Consider the following 12,966-nt stretch of genomic DNA (forward strand, 5'->3'; position numbering starts at 1 on the left):
GTATTAAACAAATTAAAATCCGGTGTTAAATAAATTGGTGTTTTTAAAGTTTCTGGTTATAAATTCAAATGCGGCACTCATGACATTTCCCATCGACTTTGCTTTTTTAAAATTCAAATCATTGGTATAACTATACAGTTCCAATTTCAGCTGATTCAAATGTTCATCGGTCGAAATAACATCCGACCCCATTATTTGCAATAGTCTTTTGATACGATTTTCGGCAGAATGTATTCTTTTGGCTAAAACAGCCCGCTCTTCATCTTTATACTGTTCTATCGAACTATGTTGAAGTTTGTCTTTTACCAATTTTACCATTGGATAATTCTCTTTAAAAAACTGCGGACGATAGACCTTAAAATTTCCTTCAAAGCATTGTTGATCAAAATCAATAGCACGAATTCTATACACCACCTGATCAAAATCGTGAATTGGAATAATGACATAATTATAAGAACGCATATCCCCTAATAAACGTATCATACAGCGTTCATTAAACTTAACAAATTCTTTGGCGATTTGTGATTTTTCTGTTTCAGTACAGTCAGCGAGAAGCGTTTTTATAAAAACATCTCCCGCAATTCCCATAATATGTTCTTCGATCAAAGTATCTTTGTAAACTAAAAAATTTATCTTATCCGGTGACAAAATATGCTCCAACTCCAAGCCGTAAACACGGGACGCATCTGCCCGCTTAATATAAAAATGCGTGTAATTATCATTTAAAATATTTCTTACTTTTATTCGAAAAGGTTTAGAATTTCCAAAAGTGCAATAGTCGATTGAATCCACATTCAAAAACTTAATAATCCCTAAGTTACCATCAGAATGCAACAATGAATAGATTTTCATTAAAGTCAAATCAATTTCACTTCTTTCGAATTCAGTGTAATACACCCTAACCCATAAAGTATCCTGATCGTGTTTATCATACACATTTATGGAACCTGAAAAGCGCAACAAATCATCGTAGAAAATGGGTACTTTAGAGATACGGTCAAATCGTTCCAAATAATCCAGTAAGGAATTATTTATAGGATAAGACGGTTTTTTTAAAAGCATTAATGGATCACTCATTTTTTAATAATAATTAAACACAAAATTACAACAATTTAAAGCTCAGTTAGGATAAAATCATTAACTTATTGAAGCCTGTAAAGGTTAGGACGTTAACATGATAATATTATTCGGCCTTTTTTTATAAATAGCTATATAGAGAAAAACCAACCCCAAAATAAAAAACTCAATTATAAAAATAATCTTTCAAAATACAGTTCAATTACAAAATCATAATCAATTAATTTAAAGCATATTAAGAATTACATCTCTACATATTCATCTACAAAAGCATCTTTATAGTGGTAAAAAAATCAAAACATACAAATTTATTATATATTTGATTGTCCCCAAGACATTTAAACCTACAAACCTACTATGACGAATAAGCTTGAGCTTTACTGCAAAGCTGCCCAATCTGCAAAGATTGGTATATGGAAAATGAATATTATAACTAACGAGGTCTTTTGGGATGCCGTAACTAAACATATTCTAGAAGTTCCTGAAGACTTTGACCCTATTAATGGTAGTGGTGTTAACTTTTACACAGAAGGTGAAAATAGAGACAAAATCAAAATGCTTATTAATCAAGCAATTAGTGATGGAATTTCATTTGAGGACAAATTTCAAATTACAACAGGCAAAAACAATATCAAATATATTGAATGTGTCTGTCAAGTTGAAATAATTGATGGAATTCCGACCCAATTATTAGGTACTTTCCAGGATATTACCAAAGAACAGAATCTAATTCAGGAACTTCAATTGAGTGTTGAAAAATTTTCTTCTATTTTTTCAAGCGCTAATGATGCTATTTTTATAATAGACACTTCAAATGGAATTATTACAGATTATAATCCCCGAGCAGAAGAGCTTACCGGATACAATAGCACTGAATTAAAAGGTTTGCATAATTCTGAATTATTCCCATTAGAAAATAGAAAACAGGTCGCATTTTTCCTCAATTACAACTTAATAAAGGATGATTATGTTGTAAATGAGACTTCTATAAAAAATAAGTTCGAAAAATTAATCCCTGTTGAAATAGCTTTTGGTAAAAAGTTTAAAATGAATAAAATAACTTATTTAGTTTGTTTTTTCAGAGATATCAGTGAGCGGAAAAATGTAGAAGAGAAATTGAATATGTTATCTCTTGCAGCTTCAGAAACTACAGATACAATTGTAATTGCAAATCCTAATGGTGATGCTATTTGGGCAAATAATGCTTATTTAGAACTGACAGGGCTATGTTTAGAAGAAGTAATTGGCAAGAAACCAGGCTATCTATCCAAAGGTCCAGAAACGGATTTGCAATCAACAGCCAAAATGAGAAAAGCAATTCAGGATAAAGAAAGTATCAAAATTACAATTCTGAATTATAACAAGAAAAAAGAAAAATATTGGTTCGAGCTGAATATTACAACACTATTTGATTCACAAAATAACTTCATCAATTTTGTGGGTGTAGGTCGAGATGTTACTTCCAGAATTGAAAAAGAAATTGAACTGCAACGACTACTAGATGTTACCAGTCAGCAGAATAATAAATTATATAATTTTGCCCATATCGTTTCTCATAATATTAGGTCTCACACCAGTAATTTAACAATGGTTGTTGATTTAATCGAAAATACCGAAACTACAACTGAAAAACTTTCCTATTTTGATTTATTTAAGGAAGGAACAGAAAAACTATCAGAAACAATTGAATATTTGAATGAAATAATTACTATTCAACAAAAAACAAGCATTGAAAAAACGAAGATTCTTTTAAAAGATGAAATCGAAAAAACTAAAATGGCTTTAAGTTTAGTTATTAAACAAAGTCAAATTACAATAACCCATACCATCCCAGAAGATTTAATAGTGTATGCTGTTCCAGCATATCTGGATAGTATTTTACTTAATCTCTTTACTAACGCAATAAAATATAAATCCCTTAACCGAAAAGCTTTTTTGGAGATTGGTTACGAAGTGAATGAAAACTATACCGTTATTAGCTTCAAAGACAATGGTCTGGGATTAAATTTAGATAAAAACGGTCATAAAATTTTCGGAATGTACAAAACTTTTCATGGCAATGAAGATGCAAAAGGAATTGGATTGTATATAACCAAAAATCAATTGGAAGCCATGGACGGTAAAATTGAAATCGAAAGTAAATTAGATCTTGGTTCTACATTTAAAATTTATTTGAATGAAAAATAAAATAACCTATATCATTGATGATGATCAATTATCCGTAAAATTGGTCAGTATGCTTATTATTAAAAATGAGTTTTGCGAAACAATCAATCCGTTTTTTAGTCCGCAAATAGCATTAGAGGAATTAAAAAAGAATTGTACAGAGAACAAAAACCTACCCGATGCAATTTTACTTGATCTCAATATGCCTGTTATGGATGGTTGGCAATTTCTAGATGAGTTTAATGATTTATCTATAAAAAAAGAAATTCCCATATTTATTATTACTTCATCAATTGACCCCGTTGATATTGAAATGTCGAAAAAATATAAAATGGTAAAAAGTTATATCATGAAACCGATTAATGCTGAAAAATTACAAGCAGCATCCATACTCATTGGTAAAAAACAATTTCCCGATCAGCAGTAACAAATTTCTATTTTGTTCGTCATATAAAAACATATCAAAAACGAACATTTTGGAAATTATTCTCTCTATTAAAAATCTTAACAAACGTTACGGCAGTTTACAAGCCTTAAGTAACGTTTCATTCGAAATACACAAAGGCAATGTTTACGGTATACTTGGTCCAAACGGAAGTGGAAAATCGACAACCTTAGGAATTATATTAAATGTAGTCAACAAAACGTCTGGAGAATACAGTTGGTTTGGCGGCACCATGCAAACTCATGAAGCACTTAAAAAAGTGGGGGCAATTATAGAAAGACCCAATTTCTATCCTTACATGACCGCAAAAGAAAACCTAGAATTGGTTTGTAAAATCAAAGGTATCAACTACGCAAAAGTAAACGAAAAGTTAGAATTAGTAGGTCTGGTAGACAGACAGAACAGCAAATTCAGCACTTTTTCTCTTGGAATGAAACAACGGTTAGCTATTGCATCTGCCCTGCTAAACGATCCCGAAATTTTAATTCTTGACGAACCCACAAATGGCTTAGACCCACAGGGTATTCATCAAATTCGCGATATTATCAAGCATATTGCTGCTCAAGGAACCACCATTTTATTGGCTTCTCATTTATTAGATGAAGTCGAAAAAGTATGTACACATGCATTAGTTTTAAGAAAAGGAGAAGTCTTATATTCCGGATTGGTTGATGGAATGTCAGCGAATGAAGGATTCTTTGAGCTTCAAGCTGATGACAATGAAAATCTAATGTCTGCTTTAAAAACTCATCCAGCGGTTAAAAATAGTGTAAAGGAAGAAGGAAAAGTATTGGTTTATTTAAAAGATAAATTGGAGGCAAGGGAACTGAATCAATTTCTCTTTGAAAATAATATTATTCTGAGTCATTTAGTAAAACGCAAAAACAGTTTAGAAGAACAATTTTTGGCATTGACTAAAAACAAATAACCCATTCTTTAAAAAATCTGAATTTATAAATCTGATCTACAAAATATCTCTAATAAAATGAAACGACTTCTCTCAATAGAACTTCAAAAAATATGGAAAAATAAAGCGAGCCGTGTTTTGACTTTAACTTATTTTATTCTCTTAACTTTTATTGCATTAATTGCTTCAATAAAGTTTGATTTAGGAGTTTTTAAACTTCATCTTGCCGAAATGGGAATTTTTAATTTTCCTTTTATATGGCATTTTAACACCTATATCGCTGCAATACTAAAATTATTTTTAGCTATTGTCATAGTTTCCATGATGGCGAACGAATATAGTTACGGTACTTTGAAACAAAACTTAATTGACGGTATGAGTAAAAAAGAGTTTATTCAATCTAAATTTTTGACCATTTTATTATTTGCATTTGCATCGACGGTTTTTATTTTTGTACTGTCCCTGATTTTAGGGTATGGATTTTCTTCATACACAGAAATTGGAATTGTTTTTTCTGATTTAGAATATCTGCTGGCCTACTTTATAAAACTAATTGGATTTTTCTCTTTCTGTTTATTTTTAGGAATATTAGTTAAGCGATCTGCATTTGCGCTGGGATTCCTTTTAGTTTGGAGTATTATTGAGGGTATTTTAAAAGGAATTTTGACTTTTAAAATTTTTCCTGACAGTAAAATAGCAAGCTATATTACACAATTTTTTCCATTGGAATCAATGTCGAATTTAATTGTGGAACCATTCTCCAGACTATCTGTCGTAAAATCCATAGGGACGCAAATAGGAATAGAAAACAACAAGGACTATGGAGTACCTTTTCTATCTATTTTAATTGTTTTGGCTTGGACGCTGATTTTCAATTTCTTATCCTATAGATTATTAAAAAATAGAGATTTGTAGTATCTTTACTGAGCTATGAAATCTATAAATAAAATAATAGTTTATATTTTCATCTGTTGCTACAGCTATTTTGCAACTGCACAATCTATATCGGTAAACGATTCCTACACCGCACAACAACTTGTTGAAAATGTTTTGGTAAATAACAGTTCCTGCGTTTCAATTTCTAATCCAATTGCAACGGGAGACAATTCTACTCCAGGCAAAAGGAGTTATGGCTATTTTAATAATCAGGGAGGAAGTTTCCCTTTTACGGAAGGAGTACTATTAAGCACTTGGAGTAGCACCAATTCAGAAGCTCCTTATGTTGCAAACGTTCCTGCGGGAGACAGCAATGCATGGTTAGGTGATTCCGATTTAAATACAGTTTTAGGCAAATCTACTCTAAACGCAACGGTTTTAGAATTCGATTTCACACCTCTAACCAATTTTTTAAGTTTTGATTATATATTTGCGTCCAATGAATACCAGAGTTTTTTCCCTTGTAGCTATTCAGATGCTTTTGCTTTTTTAATAAAAGAGGCAGGAAGCGCTGGACCTTATCAAAACCTAGCTATTATTCCAAATACCACCACGCCCGTTTCATCTACAAATGTACATCCCCTAATTACTCCAGTAAATCCTCCTCCTGCTTTTGGAATAAATGGATGTCCTGCAATAAATGATGCTTTTTTTGGAGCATTTAATACCTCTTCAAGTCCCATAAACTATGCAGGACAAACTGTTGTTCTGAATGCTAAAACTACTGTAATACCTAATAAAAAGTACCACATAAAACTAGTTATCGCCGACAATGAATCTACAACATTTAACTCTGCTGTTTTTATAAAAGCAGGAAGTTTTACTTCCAAAATCGATTTAGGTTCTAATCGACTATTTCCAAATAATCCCATTTGTTATGGAGAAAATTTCATCATTGACACTAAACTATCGGGAGCATATTCTTATAAATGGTATAGAAATGGTTCCCCAATTCCAATTTTAGGAGAAATAGGTCCTTCCCTAAAAGTTACTGACACTGGCGTTTATAAGGTTGAAGTTGAATTAGGAAGTCCCAATTGTATTGCTACAGGTGAAATAAAAATTGATTTTACGCCACAAATTGTACTAAAAAACACCTCTATATTTCAATGTGATGAAAATGGGGATGGAATTGCAATTTTTGATTTAAATAAAGCTGAAGCAATCATAAAAAACAATAATAGCAATTTAAGTCAAATGTTTTTTTTCGAAAACAGCATTGATGCCCAAAAAAATCAAAATCCAATTCCAAACCCAAATAGCTACACAAACAAGTCTAATAATCAAATTGTAATCGCAAAAGTTCTAGATACTTATGGATGCCCCATATATGCAGAATTGACATTGTCTATTTCGAACAAAACCATTACACCACTAGCGCCAATAATAGTTTGCGATGATGATGGATCCAGTGATGGAATATATCAATTTGATCTAATGGGTATTGCTACGTCAGGTTATTTTTCTGGTATAGGAAATAATATTTTTGTCTCTTTTTATTCAAACTCAGCAGATGCTTATCTTGAAAAAAACGCATTATCTTTTTTATTCAAAAATACGATCCCTTTTCAGCAAACGCTGTATGCAAGAGTGCTTACCGGATCTGATTGCTATGCGATTACTCCAATTACTCTTGTTATAAACACATTTAATCCTCCTAACTTTGAAAATGAAAACATCCCTTTATGCGAAGGAAGTGCACTTAATTTATCTGTAAGCAATAATTTCTTAAGTTATTTGTGGAATACTCTTGCAACTACTAATTCCATTTTAGTCAGTACACCGGGAGACTATTCGGTAAAAGTTACCAATACAAATGGATGTACCGCTACAAAAAAATTTAATGTTTCAGCATCTGGAATCGCAACAATTACAGATGCAATAGTTACTGATTTTGCAGCAAATGAAAATTCAGTTTTGGTCGAATATTCTGGAGTCGGTAATTATGAATTTTCATTAGACGGCTCTTTTTTTCAAGATAATCCTTTATTTACGGGAGTAGCTGCGGGAGAATATTTAGTTTATGCCAATGATAAAAACGGTTGCGGTTTATCTATTCCTTTTAAAATTTATGTTTTGGATTATCCTCGTTTTTTTACTCCAAATGGAGATGGATATAATGATTTTTGGGAGATTAAAAATCTGGACCTTTTACCAAAATCTACAGTAACTATTTTTAATCGATACGGTAAATTATTGAAGCAGTTTAATTCAGTTAGTTCTGGTTGGAACGGAACATTCAACGGATATTTACTACCCGCAGATGATTATTGGTTTAACATAACTTTTGAGGAAAATAAAACCATAAAAGGTCATTTTTCGCTAAAAAGATAATAGTTATTTTCCTATTTTTAGACCATGAAAAAAACTTTACTTATTTTCTTTATTTTTTTATCAATAAGTTGCTTTGCCCAATTTAGTAAAACACATTACATACCTCCATTAACTTCTGGAACTTCCACCGGAGTTGCTCCGCAAGATCATTATTTATACATTTCTACCCCTAGCCTACTAGATGTCAAAGTAAAAGTAATTGAAATTGGAGGAAGTGTATTTACACGTTCAGTAAGCAAAAATAATCCTTGGATTTACTTTATTGGATCGGGTAACAATACGCAAATATTTACACCCAATACAACTATCGGAAAATTAAGCAACAAAGGTTATATTGTAGAAGCCGACGATTTAATTTATACCAGCTTACGAACAAATGCTGGAGGATATAATCAAGCTGGGGGATTAGTTTCGAAAGGAAATAGTGCCTTGGGGAAAGAGTTTAGAATTGGAGCGATGCTAAACAAATATAACACTAGTGGCTTAATGAATTTCGCGTCAATTTTAGCTGTTGAAAATGGTACCAATATAACGATATCCAATATCCCTAATGGTACAGTTTTAACCAACGGAACAATTATTACGGGCCCATTATCATTCACCTTGAATAAAAATGAAAGTTATGTTTTAGCTATAGAAAACAACGGTTCAAACTTTAACAGTACTAACATTATAGGTAGTTTAGTAAATTCTGATAAAGATATTGTTGTAAACGCTGGTTCATTTGGTGGTTCTAATTATGAAGGACCAACTACTGCCTTTTCAACAGGAAGAGATGTTGGTTTTGATCAAATAGTTTCTTTTGAAAAAACGGGAAAAGAATATATTTTTATAAAAGGATTAGGTACTGATGTTTTGGAACGTGTCTTGTTAATTGCACACAAAGACAATACTAAAATTTACGTTAATGGAAATACTACGCCAATTATTAAAAATGCGGGGGAATATTTAATACTAGATGGTAGTTATTACAGTAATAATAATCTATACGTTACCAGTTCCGAAAATATTTTTGCCTACCAAAGCATAGGTGGTACAGATTCGCCTGCCAATCAAAATCTATTTTTTGTGCCACCTATAAATTGTTCTACACCTACTATCGTTGACAATATTCCTTTCATAGATTCAATTGGCAATACTTCTTTCGGCGGAAGTATAAATGTTGTGACAGAAGCTGGCGCCATTGTTTTAATAAATGATGCACCAATCCAATCCAGTCCAATAACTATAAATGGAAACCCCGGTTTTGTATATTATTCTGTCAATGGATTGTCTGGAAATGTAAGTGTAAAATCCACCAAACAGGTTTATGTTTCTTATTTGGGCACAAATGGTACCGCAACTTATGGAGGTTACTATTCTGGTTTCGATTTAAAACCAGAAATTATTTCCGATAAACTTGCGGTATCCACTACCGCCTGTATTCCAAATATGATATTAAAAATTAATGAATTAACCTCTTATGATACTTTTCAATGGTTTTTTAACGAGGTAGCTATCCCTGGAGCAACCACTAATAAATTTACTCCTACCCAATCTGGATATTACCAAGTAAGAGGAAGCATTTTGAACTGCGGTTCAACTGTTTTTTCGGACAAAATACCTGTGAGTAATTGTCCCGATGATTCTGACAATGATGGCACCAATAACAATATTGACATTGATTTAGATAACGATGGAATAACTAACCAATTTGAAGCATTTATTTCATTAATTAACCAGTCTAATCCAGTTTTAGGCACAGGCTATAGTGGTTTAATAAACGGATCTGGTAGTATTATGGGTAAACCATTATATGGATTTGTATCTGAAGTGCCCGCTGGTAAAACCAAAACAACAAGTTATACCCTAAACTTAAATCAGCCTGAATCGTTAAATTTTAGTTATATCAGTCAAGACAATGCCAGTCAAGCAACGCTTGTTTCTGATTATATGAATAGTGACGGAGATTTTATAGTACGCGTACCAACTGACAAAACCATTACAATTACCGATCCTAATGGCCAATTATTGATCGACACCAATTATGATGGAATTTATGAAAGTGGTGTAAAGGAATTTTCATCTTTCGAAATCCGTTTCAGACTCAATAGCACAACTCCATTAATTCCCGGAACTGGTTTATTCAAATTTCAAACGTATTTAACAAGTTCACTTACTTTTTCTCACAGCAATTTATCTGACTTAAATAGCAACAAAGCAACATTTGCTATTGAACATATCCAAACATTTGATTCTGATTCTGATGGCATTCCAGATTTATTAGACATTGACAGCGACAACGATGGAATTCCTGACACTATTGAAGCACAAGGAAAAGGTTTTAAAGTTTTTTCAGGAATAGATTCCAATAAAAATGGACTAGACAATGTTTTTGAACCAGGTCTAACAAAAATTAATACAGATAATGATATTTATAACACTTATTCTGTACATGATGTACTCGATCTAGACAGTGACAATGATGGTATTTATGACTTGGTCGAATCAGGAAGTAATGCAATTGATACAAATAAAGATGGAGTTATAGATGGGTTAGCATCTTCTTTTGGTGCCAATGGCTTGTTTGACGCACTTGAAACGAGTCCAGATAGCGGCAAATTAAATTACACCATTACAGATACTGACTCCGATGGAAATTTTAACTACATAGATTTGGACAGCGATAATGATCTTTGCAATGACGTCACAGAAGCTGGATTTGCAGACCCTAATTTTGATGGATTATTGGGAAACAATCCAATTACAATCAATACAAATGGTATAGTAAAAAGCGGTACAAATGGTTACACAGTACCCAATTCAAACTATATCACCGCAGGTCTTATCATTATTACATCACAACCACAAAACAAGTCACAATGTGTTTTACAAAATGTTAGTATTACAATTGCGTCAAATGTGGACACATTCCAATGGCAGGTTTCTACCGATGGAATCTTATGGAATAACATTGTAAATAATTCAATCTACTCTAATTCGAATACAAATTCGCTTTTAATTACAAGTGTCAGTGCCTCAATGAATGGCTATCAATATCGTGTAATTTTAAATAAAATAGGCAATTCATGCGGATTAACTTCTTCGTCGGCAACATTAACAACTTTGGCATTGCCTGTAGTAGCCAATTCTATTATATTAAAACAATGCGATGATGACACAGATGGCATCTCCGATTTTAACTTAACCCAAAAAAATAGTTTTATTTCTACAAACTACATAAATGAGACTTTCAGTTATTTCACAACTTTCAACGGAGCAAACACTAATGATCCAACATTAAAAATCGGAACACCTACAGCTTTCAGAAGTGGAAGCGGCGCGGTATGGGCTAGAGTTGAAAATGCAAATGGATGTTTCAGTACCAGTAAAATCAATTTAATCGTTTCAGCAACCCAAATTAATCAAACAACATTTCATAAAAATTTTACAATTTGCGATGATTATGTAGATGCTTTAAATGATGACAGGGACGGAATAGCCACATTTAATTTCAGTAGTGTTACGGCTAATATTCAGGCAATTCTTCCTTCTCCAAGTTCAGCATACACTATTAAATATTATAAAAATGAGGCTGATGCTTTAGCAGAAACCAATGAAATAACTAATACTGCCACTTATAGGAATATTGGTTTTCCGAACCAACAACAAATTTGGGTGAGAGTAGACAGTAACCTAGACAATGCCTGTTTCGGATTGGGTAATTATGTTACTTTAACAGTTGAAAAACTTCCTGTTGCCCATGCAATTCCAAGTTATAAAGAGTGTGATGAAATTAGTAATGATGGTCTCTTTACATTTAACACAAGTACTTTACAATCTAATTTATTAAATGGACAAAGCAATGTAATAGTTACTTATCTTGACCAAAACAACAATCCGTTGCCAAGTCCTTTCCCAAATTCGTTTGCAACAAGGTCACAAATCATAAAAGCAAGAGTTACAAATAATACTACTAACACTAATAATGCCATTCCATGTTATGATGAAACGAGCATAACTTTTATTGTAGATAGGCATCCGGTTGCTAATCCAGTTGTGATTCTTCCAGCTTGTGATGATGCTGCACCCAGCGATACTGATGGTTTAAATAAATTTGATACTTCCTTAATAGAAAGTAGAATCCTTAACGGACAAGTAGGAATGGTAGTCAAATATTATGACAGCAAAGGTAATTCATTGTCCAGTCCATTACCAAATCCATTTATTACTGCCACTCAAAATGTAAAAGTAACTATTGAAAATCCATTAAATACAGCCTGTACAGAAGAAACTATTTTACAATTCATAGTCAATTCGTTTCCCATTATTAATATTAATGCAAATGGTGATGATGATGAATTAGTTTGCTCCAACCTACCCACTTTTTATGTACAACTCCATGCGGGAGTACAAAACGGAACTCCTCCCAGCAATTATACGTATCAGTGGAAAAAAGATGGAATTAATATCGCTGGGCAAACACAGGAAATTTTAAATGTTAATACTGAAGGTAATTATACTGTAGAGGTAAGCACCGTTTCGGGATGCAGCAGAACCCGCACCATAAAAGTTACCGCTTCGGATATTGCTCATTTAGATACCATAAAAATCATAGATTTAGTAGATATAAATTCAATCACTGTAAATGTTACCGGACAAGGACAATACGAATATAGTTTAGACGAACCATACGGGCCTTTCCAATTATCTAATTTATTTAATAATGTTCCTGCGGGAATTCATGAAGTTTTCATTAATGACAAAAATGGTTGTGGAATAGTCAGTCAAACTATTGCTGTGCTTGGACTTCCCAAGTATTTTACTCCCAATGGTGATGGCTATAATGACTATTGGAGCGTAAAAGGAGTGAATGCTAATTTCAACGCTAATTCGATCATATTTATATACGACCGCTACGGCAAATTATTAACGAAGATAAACACCAATAGTGAAGGCTGGGACGGAAATTTTAATGGAAACCCTTTACCTTCAGATGATTATTGGTACACTGTAAAATTAGAGGACGGAAGAGAAGCTAAAGGCCATTTTAGTTTAAAAAGGTGAAAAAATTTAAACAAAATTCATCTTTGCTGTTAAAATTTAATTCTCTTCATATTAA

At 32.5% G+C, this 12,966-nt stretch carries 7 protein-coding genes; 6 read left to right on the forward strand and 1 reads right to left on the reverse strand.

Features of this window, described 5'->3' with window-relative positions; translation table 11 throughout:
- Nucleotides 1-12 precede the first annotated feature (12 nt).
- Nucleotides 13-1,077 carry a hypothetical protein gene (locus BUC23_RS06595; RefSeq protein WP_073207357.1) on the reverse strand — a complete coding sequence of 355 codons (1,065 nt, stop codon included), beginning with the start codon at nt 1,075-1,077 and terminating at the stop codon, nt 13-15.
- A 420-nt stretch (nt 1,078-1,497) separates the two neighbouring features.
- On the opposite strand from BUC23_RS06595, the gene BUC23_RS06600 reads away from it, so the two are divergent.
- The 6 genes from BUC23_RS06600 to BUC23_RS06625 are packed head-to-tail and all read left to right on the forward strand — an operon-like array spanning nt 1,498 to nt 12,911.
- Nucleotides 1,498-3,264, forward strand: a complete 1,767-nt coding sequence (locus BUC23_RS06600; protein WP_167365563.1) for a PAS domain S-box protein — start codon at nt 1,498-1,500, stop codon at nt 3,262-3,264.
- A complete protein-coding gene (locus BUC23_RS06605) occupies nt 3,254-3,670 on the forward strand; it encodes a response regulator (RefSeq protein WP_073207362.1) in 417 nt (138 codons plus the stop codon). The genes BUC23_RS06600 and BUC23_RS06605 overlap by 11 nt, the downstream gene beginning before the upstream one ends.
- A 49-nt stretch (nt 3,671-3,719) precedes the next feature.
- A complete protein-coding gene (locus tag BUC23_RS06610; protein WP_073207365.1) occupies nt 3,720-4,616 on the forward strand; it encodes an ABC transporter ATP-binding protein in 897 nt (298 codons plus the stop codon).
- A 57-nt stretch (nt 4,617-4,673) separates the two neighbouring features.
- The gene (locus BUC23_RS06615) at nt 4,674-5,510 is read left to right on the forward strand and encodes an ABC transporter permease (protein WP_073207367.1); all 837 of its coding nucleotides are present in this window, start codon (nt 4,674-4,676) and stop codon (nt 5,508-5,510) included.
- Between the two features lie 15 nt (nt 5,511-5,525).
- Nucleotides 5,526-7,865, forward strand: a complete 2,340-nt coding sequence (locus BUC23_RS06620) for a T9SS type B sorting domain-containing protein (RefSeq protein ID WP_073207369.1) — start codon at nt 5,526-5,528, stop codon at nt 7,863-7,865.
- Between the two features lie 24 nt (nt 7,866-7,889).
- Nucleotides 7,890-12,911 carry a T9SS type B sorting domain-containing protein gene (locus tag BUC23_RS06625; RefSeq protein WP_073207372.1) on the forward strand — a complete coding sequence of 1,674 codons (5,022 nt, stop codon included), beginning with the start codon at nt 7,890-7,892 and terminating at the stop codon, nt 12,909-12,911.
- Nucleotides 12,912-12,966: the final 55 nt, after the last annotated feature.

Origin of the sequence: Flavobacterium xinjiangense (assembly GCF_900142885.1) — a bacterium.
In the GTDB taxonomy this organism is placed as follows: domain Bacteria; phylum Bacteroidota; class Bacteroidia; order Flavobacteriales; family Flavobacteriaceae; genus Flavobacterium; species Flavobacterium xinjiangense.

What these genes read in the sequence shown, in the direction of transcription:
- BUC23_RS06595 (WP_073207357.1), bottom strand. Translation starts at nt 1,077, where the DNA reads ATGAGTGATCCATTAATGCTTTTAAAAAAACCGTCTTATCCTATAAAT.
- BUC23_RS06600 (WP_167365563.1), top strand. Translation starts at nt 1,498, where the DNA reads ATGAATATTATAACTAACGAGGTCTTTTGGGATGCCGTAACTAAACAT.
- BUC23_RS06605 (WP_073207362.1), top strand. Translation starts at nt 3,254, where the DNA reads ATGAAAAATAAAATAACCTATATCATTGATGATGATCAATTATCCGTA.
- BUC23_RS06615 (WP_073207367.1), top strand. Translation starts at nt 4,674, where the DNA reads ATGAAACGACTTCTCTCAATAGAACTTCAAAAAATATGGAAAAATAAA.
- BUC23_RS06620 (WP_073207369.1), top strand. Translation starts at nt 5,526, where the DNA reads ATGAAATCTATAAATAAAATAATAGTTTATATTTTCATCTGTTGCTAC.
- BUC23_RS06625 (WP_073207372.1), top strand. Translation starts at nt 7,890, where the DNA reads ATGAAAAAAACTTTACTTATTTTCTTTATTTTTTTATCAATAAGTTGC.